19 protein-coding genes and 1 pseudogene are annotated in these 16,107 nt (G+C 41.3%); 10 read left to right on the forward strand and 10 right to left on the reverse strand.

Annotation, left to right across the window (positions count from 1 at the left end):
- Positions 1 to 23: 23 nt before the first annotated feature.
- Entirely contained in the window at positions 24 to 668 is a 645-nt protein-coding gene (locus HMPREF0106_RS02180; protein WP_009041083.1) for a DedA family protein, read from the forward strand.
- 68 nt (positions 669 to 736) lie between these two features.
- Here HMPREF0106_RS02180 and HMPREF0106_RS02175 read toward each other — a convergent pair whose 3' ends face one another.
- Entirely contained in the window at positions 737 to 1,621 is an 885-nt protein-coding gene (locus tag HMPREF0106_RS02175) for a DUF3078 domain-containing protein (protein ID WP_004317613.1), read from the reverse strand.
- Positions 1,622 to 1,805: 184 nt separating this feature from the next.
- A complete protein-coding gene (gene tpx / locus HMPREF0106_RS02170) occupies positions 1,806 to 2,306 on the reverse strand; it encodes a thiol peroxidase (protein WP_004296650.1) in 501 nt (166 codons plus the stop codon).
- Between the two features lie 137 nt (positions 2,307 to 2,443).
- Here tpx and HMPREF0106_RS02165 point away from each other — a divergent pair, with 137 nt between their 5' ends.
- The 4 genes from HMPREF0106_RS02165 (at position 2,444) to HMPREF0106_RS02150 (ending at position 5,247) form a co-directional block, all read left to right on the forward strand.
- Positions 2,444 to 3,007: an HdeD family acid-resistance protein gene (locus tag HMPREF0106_RS02165; RefSeq protein ID WP_009041084.1), complete on the forward strand. Its 564-nt coding sequence runs from the start codon at positions 2,444 to 2,446 to the stop codon at positions 3,005 to 3,007.
- An 83-nt stretch (positions 3,008 to 3,090) separates the two neighbouring features.
- A complete protein-coding gene (locus HMPREF0106_RS02160) occupies positions 3,091 to 3,570 on the forward strand; it encodes a DUF4494 domain-containing protein (protein WP_004296648.1) in 480 nt (159 codons plus the stop codon).
- Between the two features lie 6 nt (positions 3,571 to 3,576).
- Positions 3,577 to 4,245 (forward strand): YggS family pyridoxal phosphate-dependent enzyme, encoded by a 669-nt coding sequence (locus tag HMPREF0106_RS02155; RefSeq protein WP_004317605.1) that lies wholly within the window; start codon positions 3,577 to 3,579, stop codon positions 4,243 to 4,245.
- A gap of 24 nt (positions 4,246 to 4,269) precedes the next feature.
- Positions 4,270 to 5,247 carry a dihydroorotate dehydrogenase-like protein gene (locus HMPREF0106_RS02150; RefSeq protein WP_004317603.1) on the forward strand — a complete coding sequence of 326 codons (978 nt, stop codon included), beginning with the start codon at positions 4,270 to 4,272 and terminating at the stop codon, positions 5,245 to 5,247.
- Positions 5,248 to 5,349: 102 nt separating this feature from the next.
- On the opposite strand, the gene HMPREF0106_RS02145 is transcribed toward HMPREF0106_RS02150, so the two are convergent.
- Complete coding sequence (locus tag HMPREF0106_RS02145) at positions 5,350 to 6,675, reverse strand: PhoH family protein (RefSeq protein ID WP_009041085.1); 1,326 nt, start codon at positions 6,673 to 6,675, stop codon at positions 5,350 to 5,352.
- A gap of 132 nt (positions 6,676 to 6,807) precedes the next feature.
- On the opposite strand from HMPREF0106_RS02145, the gene HMPREF0106_RS02140 reads away from it, so the two are divergent.
- Positions 6,808 to 8,298 (forward strand): bifunctional folylpolyglutamate synthase/dihydrofolate synthase, encoded by a 1,491-nt coding sequence (locus tag HMPREF0106_RS02140; protein ID WP_009041086.1) that lies wholly within the window; start codon positions 6,808 to 6,810, stop codon positions 8,296 to 8,298.
- Here the strand turns inward: HMPREF0106_RS02140 and HMPREF0106_RS02135 are convergent.
- The 4 genes from HMPREF0106_RS02135 to HMPREF0106_RS02120 form a co-directional block, all read right to left on the reverse strand.
- Positions 8,266 to 8,640, reverse strand: coding sequence for a RidA family protein (locus HMPREF0106_RS02135; protein ID WP_004327226.1), 375 nt, complete (start codon positions 8,638 to 8,640; stop codon positions 8,266 to 8,268). The genes HMPREF0106_RS02140 and HMPREF0106_RS02135 overlap by 33 nt on opposite strands.
- 79 nt (positions 8,641 to 8,719) lie before the next feature.
- Complete coding sequence (locus HMPREF0106_RS02130) at positions 8,720 to 9,013, reverse strand: RyR domain-containing protein (RefSeq protein WP_032851637.1); 294 nt, start codon at positions 9,011 to 9,013, stop codon at positions 8,720 to 8,722.
- Positions 9,014 to 9,146: 133 nt separating this feature from the next.
- Positions 9,147 to 9,653, reverse strand: a complete 507-nt coding sequence (locus tag HMPREF0106_RS02125; RefSeq protein WP_009041088.1) for a DUF805 domain-containing protein — start codon at positions 9,651 to 9,653, stop codon at positions 9,147 to 9,149.
- Between the two features lie 137 nt (positions 9,654 to 9,790).
- Entirely contained in the window at positions 9,791 to 10,150 is a 360-nt protein-coding gene (locus HMPREF0106_RS02120) for a hypothetical protein (RefSeq protein ID WP_008025401.1), read from the reverse strand.
- Positions 10,151 to 10,303: 153 nt separating this feature from the next.
- Here HMPREF0106_RS02120 and HMPREF0106_RS02115 point away from each other — a divergent pair, with 153 nt between their 5' ends.
- From HMPREF0106_RS02115 to HMPREF0106_RS02105, 4 genes and pseudogenes are all read left to right on the forward strand, one after another.
- Positions 10,304 to 12,628 (forward strand): DUF3987 domain-containing protein, encoded by a 2,325-nt coding sequence (locus HMPREF0106_RS02115; RefSeq protein ID WP_009041089.1) that lies wholly within the window; start codon positions 10,304 to 10,306, stop codon positions 12,626 to 12,628.
- Between the two features lie 257 nt (positions 12,629 to 12,885).
- Positions 12,886 to 13,371 carry an HU family DNA-binding protein gene (locus HMPREF0106_RS02110; RefSeq protein ID WP_008025406.1) on the forward strand — a complete coding sequence of 162 codons (486 nt, stop codon included), beginning with the start codon at positions 12,886 to 12,888 and terminating at the stop codon, positions 13,369 to 13,371.
- Between the two features lie 74 nt (positions 13,372 to 13,445).
- Positions 13,446 to 13,544, forward strand: a complete 99-nt coding sequence (locus tag HMPREF0106_RS27255) for a smalltalk protein (RefSeq protein WP_004303901.1) — start codon at positions 13,446 to 13,448, stop codon at positions 13,542 to 13,544.
- Positions 13,545 to 13,560: 16 nt separating this feature from the next.
- A pseudogene (locus HMPREF0106_RS02105) lies at positions 13,561 to 14,004 on the forward strand (N-acetylmuramoyl-L-alanine amidase).
- Positions 14,005 to 14,090: 86 nt separating this feature from the next.
- Here HMPREF0106_RS02105 and HMPREF0106_RS02100 read toward each other — a convergent pair.
- The 3 genes from HMPREF0106_RS02100 to HMPREF0106_RS02090 all read right to left on the reverse strand — a co-directional run.
- The gene (locus HMPREF0106_RS02100; RefSeq protein ID WP_008025410.1) at positions 14,091 to 14,324 is read right to left on the reverse strand and encodes a DUF4248 domain-containing protein; all 234 of its coding nucleotides are present in this window, start codon (positions 14,322 to 14,324) and stop codon (positions 14,091 to 14,093) included.
- Positions 14,325 to 14,739: 415 nt separating this feature from the next.
- Complete coding sequence (locus tag HMPREF0106_RS02095; protein ID WP_009041090.1) at positions 14,740 to 15,471, reverse strand: WecB/TagA/CpsF family glycosyltransferase; 732 nt, start codon at positions 15,469 to 15,471, stop codon at positions 14,740 to 14,742.
- Between the two features lie 32 nt (positions 15,472 to 15,503).
- A partial coding sequence (locus HMPREF0106_RS02090) for a glycosyltransferase family 4 protein (protein WP_009041091.1) occupies positions 15,504 to 16,107 on the reverse strand: 604 nt, incomplete at its 5' end.

Genomic DNA, 16,107 nt, shown 5'->3' on the forward strand with positions numbered 1-16,107 from the left:
AATAAATTCTATCCTCAAAAAACATGGAATCAGTAGCAGAACTTCTTAAATGGGTATTAGAAAATTTGAACTATTGGGTAGTCACCATTTTTATGGCTATCGAAAGTTCTTTTATTCCCTTCCCCTCGGAAGCCGTAGTGCCACCTGCCGCATGGAAAGCTATGGCAGACGACAGTATGAATATCTTTCTCGTGGTCCTATTTGCCACCATAGGAGCAGATATCGGTGCATTAGTAAATTATTATCTGGCGCGTTGGCTGGGTCGTCCTATTGTCTATAAATTCGCCAACAGCCGTTTAGGGCACATGTGCCTTATTGACGAAGAAAAAGTACACCATGCAGAAGAATATTTCAGAAAGCACGGTGCAGCCTCCACTTTCTTTGGCCGTCTCATTCCGGCTGTACGCCAACTTATCAGTATTCCCGCAGGATTAGCCGGCATGAAATTAGGACCTTTCCTACTTTACACCACTCTCGGCGCTGCGATATGGAACAGTATATTGGCTCTACTCGGATACCTGATCTACCGGTTTACAGACCTCAAAACCACTAATGACGTCTATGTAATGGCAACCACATACAGCCACGAAATCGGCTATGTCATTATAGCAGTGGTGGTATTGGTCATCGGATTCCTAGCTTATAAGGGACTGAAGAAGAAAAAATAAGTATTAAGTATTAGGTATTAAGTATTACCATGACTAATACTTAATACCTAATACTTAAAAACCAATCCTTAGAAATTGAATTGGACTCCCACTCCCAAGATCTCTTTAAATTGTACACGAGATCCTTTGGTACCATCCTTTTGTACAATCTTCACATCATCGTCATACATCAGGTTAGTAGTGAGCGTGGTTGAAAACCATTTATTGATAATCATATTTATTTGCACTTCCCAGTTCACATCTATGTTCAATGGTTTATGCAGATAATCGGAATATAAATCCAAACGCGAATATACTGTCATATTCTTCAAAAATTCATATTTGGCTTCCCCTTTCAAGTTAGCACCGAAACTGGATAACAGGTGTTTGCCCGGATCCACTCCATAGGCTCCTTCGTCCGAGAGACGGTCATTGAGAACAAATGTTCCGCGCCATGCAGCAGGAGACAATACAACGGTAAATATCTTACCCGGATCATAAGTAAAGCCCAAACCGGTAGTCAAATAAGCGGGAGCCATAAATTCGGAGATAGCAACATCCTTATTGACGGAATAGTCATATCCGGGAGAAAACTGCGTCTGGAAAGTGGCGAATGCGCTGGCATACCAACTTTTGGCAATAGCATAGCCATAATTCGTATTCAAATAAATCTTATCATTAGCCTTCCTGGTTCCGTCGTCACCGGTCTTATTCAATCCATAAGCCAGTTCGATACGATTATTCCACAGATGTTTTCCTTTCTTATAATTAATCTGATAAGTGCCTTGCAAGTCAAAGGCAACAGAGTTATCACCTCCGGCAGCCCAGTTAGTCAGGCTCACCTGTGTCAGTTTCAGTCCGGCAAATCCTTCTTTTGTCCAGGGAGAAGTTTGTGTACTATCGGCAGTTTGAGCCGACAGGGTTCCAGCACCCATACATAGCAGGGTGATGAATAGAGTTTTCATCTTGTTCATGATAGTTGAGGGTTAGTGTAGAAAAAACACAACCTAACAAGAACGGAGCCTTGGCAGTTTACCAAGCCTTTTTACCAGTTCCCATTAGGTCAAAATCTTTAAGATAAGTAACAGTATTAAGTATTAGCCGTATTCGTTTATTAGCTGCAACTAATAGTTAATACTTAATACTCCATATTCTATATTACTTTACAGCAGCTAAGGCTTTATCATAATCAGGCTCCTGGGTAATTTCAGGAACAAGTTCCGTATAAGCAATCTTGCCATCCTTGCCAATCACAACTACCGCACGGGCCAAAAGTCCTGCCAACGGACCATCTGCCATACGCACTCCGTAACTTTCGTCGAAATCAGAGAAGCGGAAATCAGACAATGGAATTACATTTTCAATACCTTCTGTTGTACAGAAACGACCGTGCGCAAAAGGAAGGTCCTTAGAGATAGCTAATACTACTGTATCTTTCAGTCCGGCAGCCATCTTATTAAACTTACGTACAGAGGTTGCACATACGCTGGTATCCAGACTGGGGAAAATATTTAAAATCACATTTTTACCATTCAAATCTTTCAGAGAGAAAGAAGATAAATCTGTTTTTACCAGCTCGAAGTCAGGAGCTACCTTACCTACTTGTATAAATTCACCGATTAGTTTCACCGGTTGTCCTTTGAAATTTGTTGTTGCCATAATGCATCTATATTTAAAATTTACTTTATATAGGAAACAACGATTCCCCCAAATATGTTCACGGAAAACCTTTTCTAAATTGAATTTGTTATTCCACAACGAAATCACCCTAGTATTCAATTTAAAATATAAAATGTATGGAAACTGTATTCAATGAGATTCAACATTCAGTAAAAAATTGGTGGACTTCTCTTCTTTTGGGAATCGTGTATATCATTGTAGCCCTTTGGCTCATGTTCTCACCCGTGAGCACCTATGTAGCTTTAAGTATCATTTTCAGCGTATCGATGTTGATAAGCGGTATTTTAGAAATTATCTTCGCTTTTAGCAACCGGAAAGGTGTCCCGAGCTGGGGATGGTATATCGTAGGCGGACTGATCGACCTTGTTCTGGGTGTCTACCTGATTGCCTACCCAATGGTCAGCATGGAAGTCATTCCTTTTATCATAGCTTTCTGGCTTATGTTCCGCGGCTTCTCCTCCACCGGCTATTCCATCGACTTGAAACGTTACGGAACCCGCGACTGGGGCTGGTACATGGCTTTCGGTATCCTTGCCATTCTGTGTTCCCTTTTAATATTATGGCAACCCGCCATAGGAGCACTCTACGCAGTCTACATGATTTCTTTTACTTTCCTCATCATCGGACTTTTCCGTGTCATGCTTTCATTTGAACTAAAAAATCTGCATAAAAGAAAATAAAAATCTTTCGGCACTTACTTTGGTATTTTGTTTATCTTTGTAGGCAATTTACATGAATCAATTAATTAAAAAGGAAGAAAATTATGGCAATGCATACATGGTTTGAGTGCAAGATCCGTTATGAGAAAGTAATGGAAAACGGAATGCAGAAGAAAGTAACTGAACCTTATCTTGTTGATGCACTCAGTTTTACAGAAGCAGAAGCACGGATTATCGAAGAAATGACTCCGTTTATCTCCGGAGAATTTACCGTTTCAGACATCAAACGTGCTAACTATAGCGAATTATTCCCCAGTGACGAAGAAAGTGCCGACCGCTGGTTCAAATGCAAACTTATTTTTATCACGCTCGATGAAAAAAGCGGTGCGGAAAAAAAGACTTCCACTCAAGTATTGGTACAAGCTGCCGACTTGCGTGATGCAGTGAAAAAGCTGGATGAGGGCATGAAAGGAACCATGGCAGATTATCAGATCGGTATGGTATCCGAAACTCCGCTCATGGATGTATATCCTTACAGCGCCGAACCGAATGACAAACCGGAATTTGATCCGTCAAAAGCATAAGTAACAATGAGTATTGCTGACAATTTAAAGCAAGTGCTGGCCGAACTCCCTCAAGGAGTCCGGCTGGTTGCTGTCTCAAAATTCCATCCCAATGAAGCGATAGAAGAAGCATATCAGGCGGGACAGCGTATTTTTGGAGAAAGCAAAGTGCAGGAAATGACAGCTAAATACGAAAGTTTGCCGAAAGATATCGAATGGCATTTTATCGGACACCTGCAAACGAATAAAATCAAATACATGATACCATACGTAGCGATGATTCATGGAATTGATAGTTATAAACTACTGGCCGAAGTCAACAAACAAGCTGTCAAGGCCGGACGTACTGTGAACTGCCTGTTGCAGATTCACGTTGCGCAGGAAGAAACCAAATTTGGTTTCAGTCCCGAAGAATGTAAAGAGATGCTGAATGTCGGAGAATGGAAAGAGCTGACTCATGTGCGCATCTGCGGATTAATGGGTATGGCCAGCAACACCGATTGTATTGAACAAATCAACCGGGAATTTTGTTCACTAAATAGACTCTTTAACGAGATAAAAACAACTTGGTTCACCCACTCTGATACCTTCTGCGAACTATCAATGGGAATGTCACATGACTATCACGAAGCCATTGCCGCAGGAAGTACGCTGGTACGAGTAGGAAGCAAGATTTTCGGAGAAAGAAATTATTGATTAAGTATTAAAAAACATATTGCTATGACCGATTTAAAAACTACTTTCGCAGGGCTTTCTCTTAGAAACCCTATCATCATCAGTAGCTCAGGGCTGACCAACAGTGTCGGCAAAAACAAAAAATTGGCCGAAGATGGTGCCGGTGCTATCGTTCTGAAATCACTGTTTGAGGAACAGATCATGCTGGAAGCAGATCAACTGAAAGACCCGGCTTTCTATCCCGAAGCCAGTGACTATCTGGAAGAATATATCCGTGAGCACAAGTTATCTGAATACCTGACTTTAATAAAAGAAAGCAAAAAGGTATGCCCCATTCCTATCATTGCCAGCATCAACTGCTACACTGATTCCGAATGGATCGACTTTGCAAAGAAAATTGAAGAGGCTGGTGCCGACGCATTGGAAATCAATATCCTCGCCTTGCAATCAGAACTGCAATATACATACGGTTCATTCGAACAACGCCACATCGACATTCTCCGCCGCATCAAGCAGACGGTTAACATTCCCGTTATCATGAAGCTGGGTGATAACCTGACCAATCCTGTGGTATTAATCGATCAGTTGTATGCCAACGGTGCAGCCGCAGTTGTTCTCTTCAACCGCTTCTATCAGCCGGACATCAACATCGAAAAGATGGAGCATATTTCAGGAGAAATATTCAGCAATGCTTCCGACCTCGCCAATCCGCTCCGCTGGATTGGAATTGCATCTGCAGTAGTAGATAAGATCGACTATGCGGCTTCCGGTGGTGTTGCCAACGCTGAATCAGTAGTGAAAGCGATCCTTGCCGGTGCTTCAGCCGTAGAAGTATGTAGCGCAGTCTATCTGAATACAAACGCATTTATTGGAGAAGCCAACCGCTTCCTCTCTGCATGGATGGAACGCAAAGGATTCGAAAATATAGCTCAATTCAAAGGCAAACTGAATATCAAAGATATTAAAGGCGTCAATACATTTGAACGTACACAATTCCTTAAATATTTCGGAAAGAAAGAATAAAACAAATGAAGAATGAAAAATGAAGAATGAAGAATTTACTATGCAGCATAATAGCGCAGCTTATTCTTTATTCTTCATTCTTCATTCTTCATTTTTCATTTCCTACAGCAGGTTGCTTGCCAGTTCACTCAATTCACTTCGTTCACCTTTCAGCAGATTAACGTGTGCAAAGATATTCTGGTCTTTCATACGATCAATCATATATACCAAGCCATTGGACTGACTATCCAGATAAGGTTGGTCAATCTGCTGGATATCTCCCGTAAATACCATCTTCGTACCTTCGCCTGCACGGGTGATGATTGTCTTTATTTCATTTGGGGTCAGATTCTGCGCTTCGTCAATGATGCAATACATTTCGCTCAAACTACGACCACGGATAAAGGCCAAAGCTTCAATCACCAGCTGTTCGCTTTTCTGCATATCTTCTATGCGCTTCACTTCGGTAGAGTTTGCTGCAAACTGACGTTTTATCACGTTCAGATTGTCAAATAATGGTTGCATATAAGGAGCTACTTTCTCTTGTGCATCTCCCGGAAGGAAACCTATGTCTTTATTAGAAAGCGCTACAACAGGACGTGCCAGCAAAATCTGTTTGTAATCGGTCAGTTTACCCAACGCAGCAGCCAAAGCCAGCAAAGTCTTACCTGTTCCTGCTTTTCCTGTCAGAGCTACCAGTTTGATATTCGGATCATTCAGGATCTCAAAAGCAAAACTCTGTTCCGCATTCCGGGGTTCGATTCCATAATTCTTACCCTTCATCACGCGGATAATAGAATGTGTGAAAGGATTGTAGCGTGCCAGTACACTGTTCCGGTCACTCTTCAACACAAAACATTCATTGGGATGAATCAAATCTTTAAAGTCGAATTCACTCAAGTCAATACCTTCTTTGGAAGAATAAATGCGGTCGATCAATGCAGGATCTACATTTTCGAAAATCTCATTCGACTTCTCGAACACATCTACATTGACCACCTTATCCGTAATATAATCTTCGCAAAGCAATCCGATAGAACGAGCTTTCATGCGCAGATTCACATCTTTGGTCACTAAGATAGATTTCATTTTCGGATACTTGTCGGTCAGATATTCGGTTGCTGCCAAAATCAGATGGTCGGGTTTCTTTATTGGAAACGATTCCCAAACTTTGGTAGCCGGCACATTGCTCGTCACCACAAACAGACGTCCCAATCCTTCGCCAAGCTTCACTCCTTCGGAGAAAAGCTCGTCGCTAGTCAATACATCCAATTCGCGCACAAACTCACGAGCATTGAAGTTAATCTGCTCGTTTCCTTTTTTGAACTTATCCAGTTCTTCAAGTACAACAAGAGGGAGGTAAATATCATTTTCCTGAAAATTCTTCAAGCAATTGTAGTCGTGAAGAATAACATTTGTGTCTAACACAAAATTTTTCTTAGTTCCCATGATTTCTTAGATTTAAATGTTGATATTTGCAATCTCATTCGCCAATCCCCGCATTTACGGTTAGATTGACGGTTCTAAAGATAAACAAATTAGCGGGCAATAAAGATTGCCCGAAGTTAAATATTATAAAACATGGACTATCAGAACACTTTAAAGTACTTATATGAGAGTGCGCCAATGTTTCAACAAATAGGAAGCAAAGCATATAAGCCGGGTTTAGAGACCACACACAAATTGGACGAACATTTTGGGCATCCTCATCAACAATTCAAGACGATACATATCGCCGGAACCAATGGAAAAGGATCCTGTTCACATACCATCGCAGCCGTATTGCAATGCGCCGGTTACCGGGTAGGACTATTCACCTCCCCTCATTTAATCGACTTCCGCGAACGTATCCGTATCAACGGTGAGATGATACCAGAAGAGTATGTAGTCAATTTCGTAGAAGAGCATCGCTCTTTCTTCGAGCCGCTGCATCCTTCATTCTTCGAACTGACCACCGCTATGGCATTCCGTTATTTTGCCGACCAGAAAGTAGATGTAGCAGTTATCGAAGTAGGCATGGGCGGAAGATTGGACTGTACGAATATCATCCATCCGGATTTGTGTGTTATCACCAACATAGGCCTCGACCACACCCAATATCTGGGTGACACGCTGACGAAGATTGCCAAAGAGAAAGCCGGAATTATCAAAGAAGGAGTTCCAGTCGTTATCGGCAGAGCCCAAGGGGCGGTGAAACGTGTATTTACCATGAAAGCTAAAGAAAAGAATGCGCCCATCGAATATGCCCGTGAAAATACCCGATACTGGGACATGGAAATAGTTCCTTATTCGAAATTGCAAGAAATAAGACCGATGATGGACAACACAATTCAGAGCATGCACGAAATGATCGAAGCAATGGACGAACAATCAGAAGAAGAGGCAAATCAGATGCGGCAAGCATTACTCATGTTAGACCTGCCAGACAGTCTACGTGCGCTAGACCGGATACTCGACAAAAGAAAAGATGCTATCAAAATCCACAATGAGATGTTTCCTTTCGGACTTTTCACAGAGTTGAGCGGAGCTTACCAATTCGAAAATATGTTCACCATCTTAAAAGCCCTTGCGACACTGACCCGTCTGAACTACAACATCAGATCCCAGGACTATCGCGCAGGTCTTGCAAACGTATGTCAGCTCACCGGTCTGATGGGGCGTTGGCAGAAAGTACACAGCTATCCGGATATTATCTGTGACACGGGACATAATGTTGATGGAATCGAATATATCCATGTACAGCTCAATGCCATTCACAAAACTTTCGATCAGGAGATCCATTTTGTATTCGGCATGGTCAATGACAAAGACATCCGGGGAGTTCTGCGAGCATTGCCGAAATATGCCACCTATTATTTTACCAAAGCAAGCGTGAAACGCGCGCTTCCGGAAAATGAACTACTAGCATTGGCAGAAGAAGCCGGATTGAAAGGTACCACCTACCCCACTGTTGTAGAAGCTGTACAGGCGGCAAAAAAAAACTGCCCCCCAAAAGATCTGATCTTTGTAGGAGGCAGCAGTTTCATTGTCGCAGATTTGTTAGCGAACCGCGATACACTCAATCTCTACTAACGCATCCTTGGGCAGAGCTTTTACGGCAACCGCCGAACGTGCCGGAAAAGCTCCGTCAAAATACGTGGCATACACGCCATTCATCCCTGCAAACAGGGACATATCCTGAAGAAATACAGTAGTTTTGACAATGTTTCCCATTGTCAATCCTGCTTCTTCAAGAATGTGTTTGATATTCTCCAACGACTGGCGAGCCTGTCCTTCTATCCCTTCAGCCATCTGTCCCGTAGCGGCATCAATAGGCAACTGACCGGACACAAATACCATACCATTAGCTTCTATCGCCTGACTATAAGGGCCGATAGCCCCCGGAGCTTTCTCACTGCAAATTACTTTTTTCATATCTATTTCTTTTTCTGTTTATAATGGATTTCAAAGATAAAAATAAATTCTGAATAAGATTATTGCCATCATTCATCATCTATTTTTCATCCTTCGAAATCTTAAACCCCAGTTTCATTATCAGTTTCAAGGTTTCCACTGAAGAATTTCTGTCATATACCTTTTCTTCTTCAGGCAATTCTTCATACGGAACCAGGCACGGATGCTGTTTCAATACATCATCCCGCTTTTCGCCATACGTCCAACCTTGTTCTATTCTGGTTTTCGACCAGACCTCATGAACATTCTTAGCCATTTCTTCTACCAGGTATTCCAATTCCTTCGGGAGTTGGATGTGTCCTGTATCCACCGGATTGGGAATATACTCTTTCATCTTACAAATCATTATTTATTATGTTACACTTACAAATTTAGACAAAATATTGAATAACAAACAGGTTAATAACAAAAAAACCTCCTGCAAAACGAATTTCGCAGGAGGCTCTATTATTTCTTCTTTAATATGATTATTCAGCCTTTTCTTTATCTTCCTCTACAGGAGCTTCCGCAGGTGCAGGAGCAGCTTCTACCGGCTTGTCAACTTTTACATCTTCTCTTGAAACGTTTACAGTCACGTTTACAGAAGCAGGCTGCGCCTGATATGGCATACGGTTTTTCGGATCTGCACCATAAGGATTAGGACCTACCGTGCCATCTGCAAACAGCATGTACAATGCAAAAATCCAACCAACAATAGGTACACAGCACAACAAAATCAGCCAACCGGATTTGTTTAAGTCGTGCAGACGTTTCACCCCCTGTGCCAGAGAGAACCAAACAGATGCAATCATAGCAGCAAGACCGATCAATAAACCAAATACTGATCCCCCGGCCGATCCGCTGGCAGCACCCAAAACAAATGTACCTACGCCTAGTGCCCATGCAATACTAGAAACTATACCACCAATAATGCCTGACAAGAAGTATTCGATTCTACGAATACGACCGTCAAATGAGAAAGGAGCTTTGAACATAATTTATTAAGTTTATATGAATAAATAAGTGAGTTTTTATCCGTGTTTCTCAATATGAAAGCAAAGATATAAAAAAAATTAAATAAAGAAAGGATTCGGGCAAAAAGATTGAAAAAATGCCCTATTTTCTGTAGAAATCACAATTTCACTCCATCCCATTGCATCACTACCACCCACTCTTTCGGTTGGCAAGTTCCATGAAAACGATGCGGAACCGTAGCAACCACCAAATCGCAATTGGAAGCTAATACGGTTCTTAACTCCTTCAGCAACATATCCATCCGGATGATTAAATGAAGATACTCCGTCATACACCGGATCACGCGCACATACTGATAAATACACATATCCTCTCCCCGTCTTATCTCACTCAGTGTTTTGGGAGAGATATCAAGTTCGCTCGTAAAAAAACTGTTACTGAAAATACGATCCATATCCATTAAAGCCAATACCAAATTGCTCAAAAACTCGTATGGTTCCTGTTTTTCTTTTGCCATGTCATTCTATGATTAATAATTTATAATATTTCAGTTTTTATTTGCTTTATCAAGTACTATTCACATAGGGAAGCAACCCTATTTTTAATATCCCGACCTTTGTTCCCGTTATCTGATAGTCAGGTAACTCAATCTTACAAAAAACAATTTTATATGAAAGCCTTAGAAGAAATCAAAGTCTCGGTTTACGAGAACGTGTATTCAAAAAAGCCCAAAGTCATGTCTTTCCTTGAAGTCATCATTATGTGTATTCATCCGGTCTATGCCTCTATTATAAACGCTATCCGCCGATACTATGCAGAAGGAGACCATGCCGCGGCACAGAAGTTGAAGAGCCAGCTCCCCTGTTTCACTCCGGCAGGTACTTTTGACGGAGCACATGCCATCAAAAACTTCCTCCTCCCCAGCCATATTGTCGGGCTCGATTACGATCATGTAAAAGATCGTCTTCAAGTCATCCAACGTTGTGCAGCAGATCCTCACACGGTAGCGGCCATAGAAAGTCCTACCGACGGAGTGAAAGTTTTCGCCTATGTGGAAGGTATCGAAAACCGCCATCGTGAAGGGCAGCAATTAGTGAGCCGTTACTACAATCAATTGTTGGGATTGGAGAGTGATCCGGCCTGCAAGGACGAAAGTCGCCTATGTTATTTCAGTTATTCGCCCAATGGATATGTTGCCGGTCTTTATCAGGCATTTGTGTTGGAACCACATCTAAAAGAGGAAACAAACGCTTCCTCTGAAAATAAAGTACTTCCTCCTTTTCCTCTCCAGGATAATACCCCGGAAAACGTGTCTGAAGCAGAAATCGCCCAATTTATTTCGTCCTATATTTTCCTTCATCCCCTGACCGCCGGACAACGTCATTCCAACGTCTTCAAACTGGCCTGCGAAGCCTGCCGCCGACACTATCCGCAAGAAAGCATATTACGTGAGCTTACTGCATTTTTCGAGCATACAGATTTTCGTCCCGAAGAATTGACAAGTGTTTTATCATCTGGATACAAGCAAGTTAACGAGCACGCACCTGCTTCCTCTACAGCCACCTCTTCTTCCTTTCAAAAGGACATAAGGACAAAAATCCCCTATGGTACTTTAGAAAACTCCGATAGCACCGAAGAAGCCTATTGGCTGGGAGAAGAATTCAGGAAAGGAACACCTTTATTCCCGCGCGATTTGTACAATAATCTTCCCGATCTACTGAATGACTGTATCATTGAAGACGCAAGCGACCGCGAACAAGACATCTCCCTCCTTTCCGATCTTACCGCACTAAGTGCGGCACTTCCACAAACTTTCGGAATTTATAACCACAAAAAATATTCCCCCCATTTGTTCAGTGTCATATTTTCTTCTGCCGGCAGCGGTAAAAGCATTGCCCAAACCGGACGCTATCTATTGGAAGAAATACAGACTGAAATACTGTCTACCAGTGAATCCATGTTAAAAAACTACCATACAGCGCACAATACCTGGCAAGCAGAATGTCAGCGGAAAAGGAAAAAAGGAGAAACGTGTTCCGAAGAGCCTCAAAGACCTCCTTTTAAAATGTTATTCATTCCCGCCACTACCAGTTACACCCGTATGCAAATTCAGATGCAGGACAACGGTTCGCAGGGAAGTATCATTTTCGATACGGAAGCCCAAACGCTCTCCACAGCCAATCACCTGGATTGTGGTAACTTCGATGATATGCTCCGCAAAGCTTTTGAGCACGAAAACATTGATTCTTCCTATAAAGCCAACGGTATCATCCCAATCTATATCCGTTATCCCAAATTAGCTTTGCTTCTAACGGGCACTCCCGGACAGATAGACTGTTTATTAAACAGTTACGGGAACGGACTTCCCAGCCGTATTCTAGCTTACACTTTCCGTGAAGCTCCCCACTGGAAAGAAATGGGTGATGATTGTATTTCATTGGAAGACTCTTTCAAGCCGATTGCCCATCGTGTCTACGAACTATATAATTTCTGCCTGGCACATCCTGTTTTATTTCATTTCACCCGTCCGCAATGGAACCGTCTGAATGAGATTTTCTCACGTATGCTGTCCGAGGTAGCGATGGAGGGCAATGATGACCTCCAAGCCGTAGTGAAGCGCTATGCTTTTCTGGTGATGCGTATCAGCATGATTCAGACCCGCATCCGGCAATTTGAGGCAACCGATCTCTCCTCCGAAATTTATTGTATAGATGCCGATTTCGAACGATCTCTTCAAATCGTTCTATGTTGTTACGAGCACAGCCGTCTGTTACACTCATCCATGCCGGCTCCTGCGGTCCGTCCTCTGAAGAATCCGGACATTATTCGTAATTTCGTCAATGAGTTGCCTGACAGCTTCACTACAGATGAAGCAATTCAGATTGGCGCAAAATACGATTTCAACCTTCGTAAGGTTACACGTCTTCTAAAATCACTTAACGGAATAAAAATCAGCAAGGTATCTCATGGTTCTTATACTAAGATGAATAAATAACAGTCATAGGTGTCTTTTTGTCCTTTTGTCCTTTTGGAGAATCGGAAAAACATCGGGAGATTTGAAAAAACATCTCAATAATTGAAATCAAACATTGGGAAGTTTCGATACAAATCTCCCAATGTTTTTTCTTTTTATCTATGCGCCCGTGTACGTCACTATGCGTCATGTCACTTTTCCAATGTATTACTTTTGTCATGTAATCGATTACAAGACAATTAAACAATTAAAAACTAGAAATTAAAAATTAAAAGTTTATGGCACAGAATTACACTCTCATGGCTCGCAAGAACCTGTTGAAACCTGATGAAACTCCGAAGTACTATGCAGTGGCGCGTAGCGGTCGCAAAGTAACGGTCAAGGAAGTCTGCAAACGAATTACCGAACGTTCTTCTTACTCCAAAGGAGAATTGGAAGGTTGTATCGGTGAGTTCCTGCTCGAAATCGTTAATGTACTGGAGGAAGGAAACATCGTGCAGATGGGTGACCTGGGAAATTTCCGCATGAGTATCAAAACGGGTACTCCTACTGATACGGTAAAAGAATTCAAGGCATCGTGTATCGATAAGGGCAAAGTGCTTTTTTATCCGGGAAGTGATCTTCGCAAACTGTGTAAGACGCTGGATTATACATTGTATAAAAGTGATTCTTCCGCAGATTCGGATAAAGATCCACTGCCTGATGATGGTGACGACAATCAAGGAGGCTCCGGCAGCGGAGAAGCTCCGGACCCGGCGGCATAATCAACCGGTTGTTGATTGGTTCTTGAGTTTATAGTTTATAATGCATGAGTATCTATTCTTTAATTTAAATTCGTATGAAAAAGCAACTTTGGAAAAACATTCTCCAGTTTATCGTGACTATCGCGACTTCTATCATCTCGGCTATCGGTGTAACGTCCTGTGTAGGGCATTAATCTCCTGCTGACCGATATGGAAAATTCAGAAGAAAGCTATCTCCCACGTGAGATTAAGTTGTTGGTGATTCATTGCAGCGCAACGCGCTGCAATGTTCCCTTCACCGTAGAGCAGCTTCGACAATGTCATCTGCAACGAGGTTTCAAGGATATAGGTTATCATTTTTACATCACCCGCAATGGGGAACTTCACCATTGCCGGCCGGTATCGGAACCGGGAGCGCATGTGAGAGGATTCAACCGGCACAGTATTGGAATCTGCTATGAAGGTGGACTGGATGAAGAAGGCCGTCCGGCAGACACGAGAACGCAAGCGCAGCGTTTTGCGTTGCTTGACTTGTTGACGATTCTCAAACATTAGTATCCGGAAGCGCAAATCATGGGGCATTATCAACTTAGTGCTTCGATTCATAAGGCTTGTCCCTGTTTTGACAGTCGCAAGGAGTATATGGATATATAAAAAGAACTACGGGAGCTGGCGAAAGTGCAGTCTCCCGTAGTTCTTTTTTATGTTTATATCATTTAGAGATTCAATTATTACAGCATTTATAGCTCTCCCGGCTTTCCTAAATAATAGGTAATAAGCCGTACCTCTCTCACAGAAAATGCCTTTGTCTTCGGATGAAAGTCGGTAGACAGTATCTCATTCATCAATGGCTTGCATCTCCTCATCCACCTTCGGAGTTTATTGACCGAAGCACGAATCGTCAAATCAGGAAAATACATCTGCGCCAACTCTTGTTTATTATAACATTTCACTACAAATTCTGAATGTTCCATCGTTTCTTTATTACTGTTTTATATGCTATAAAGTTACAAAAATTAGAACATATAAACAAAGAAAGAAGAGGCTATTATCCGGTATAATGGGAATAAAAAGAAATATCAACGATCTTCACAGACAGTTGATATAGTGGGAAATTCACATCGGCTTTAACCTCCGATGTCAGGGCGTAGATTAGAAATGCGCCGTCGCGCTATTTCTAATCCACAATGTAGGAGAATCATGCTTTTTACAGCATGAAGCTAGGGACCTACATTTTTTTCATCTCACATACGAAACACTCACGTGTTTATTACATCTCAACATTTTATTTTATATACAAACATCTAATTATTAACACAACTAGCTCAGTAAAAACTTCTAAGGAATTCCATTAACATACTGATACCATAATCATTAGATTTATCAATATTACAATGAATGTCTACACTCTTTACACATATTCCATATAAACAACAAGTTGCCAATAATATATCTTTTCCACATTCTACGTGGTTCTTTCAATAGCCGATAACACCACTCTAGCGAGTTCTGCTGCCACCACATAGGAGCACGTTTTACCGTTCCTGCATAAAAATCAAAAACTGCACCAATCGTACCACAATGGCAATGAATCTGTAATTCATTCCAATGAGTATATATCCATTTTTCTTGTTTTGGAGCAGTCATACCTATCCATAACAAATCAGGGTTAGCTTTATTGATAGCAGTTATAATCGCATTATTTTCTTCTTCATTGAATTCTGATTTATAAGGAGGAGAATAAGTCTCTACTTCAATATTAGGAAAATCCTCTTTACTCCGTTGCTTTATCATTGACAATACCTTCTCACTGCTGCCCATAAAAAAACACTTTCCACCACTTTGATTTAGTTTTTCCATCTCAAACATGAATAAATCCCAACCAGCAATGCGTTCTTTTGGCTTAGATTTCGCATTTAGCCAACGACAAGCTTTGACAATACTTGCACCATCTGGAATTAATACATCACCTTGCCGCAAGGCTTCGGCAAAGAGCAAGTCTTGCTGTGCGGTGTTATAAGAATGAGCATTAATAGTATTAATCAGTAGTTTACCAGATGGCAAGAAAGTTAACCCTTGGCGGTTTTCCACCAAAGGTAAGTTTTTCAAATTCAATAACATTGTATGTTGTAGTTTTATCTCTATAATATTGATTATATCAGAGAAAGATTCTGAGACAAAATTTCGGTTATTCGATGCTCAAAGCGCTGTTGTGTAAACTCACTATAAAATTTTTTATAACCCGCATCCCCCAATGTAGCTCTTAAGTCCACATCATCTAATAATTTAGCTATGCAATCAGCTAATGAAACTGGATTTTTCTTTTCACAAATCAGACCCTCTACCCCATCTCTCACCATATCTAGTATTCCTCCTTCATCTGTTGAGATAATAGGTAGCTTATGTGCCATTGCCTCTAAAATAACCAAGGGAAAACACTCATTATAATAATAGGTGGGGAAAACGAAAATATCTGCCTGACAAAAGAAATCTTCTTTTTCTTCTCCTATTTTTCGACCGGCATAAATAACTATATTATTTAATCCTCTTTTTTCTACCTCATCAGCAAATTGTACAGCATCTATTTCTACAGTTTCTCCACCTACAAAATGGCAAACGAAAGTATATCCTTTTTCCTTCAAAATACAACAAGCATCAAGCAACGTCCACACACCTTTACTTACTAATAAATTAGAAAGAAAAAGCAAATGAGGTATTTTGTTATTCTTTCTTATTCTCCACTCTTCTTTAAGTAGT

Origin of the sequence: Bacteroides sp. D22, from assembly GCF_000163675.1 — a bacterium.
Lineage (GTDB): Bacteria > Bacteroidota > Bacteroidia > Bacteroidales > Bacteroidaceae > Bacteroides > Bacteroides xylanisolvens.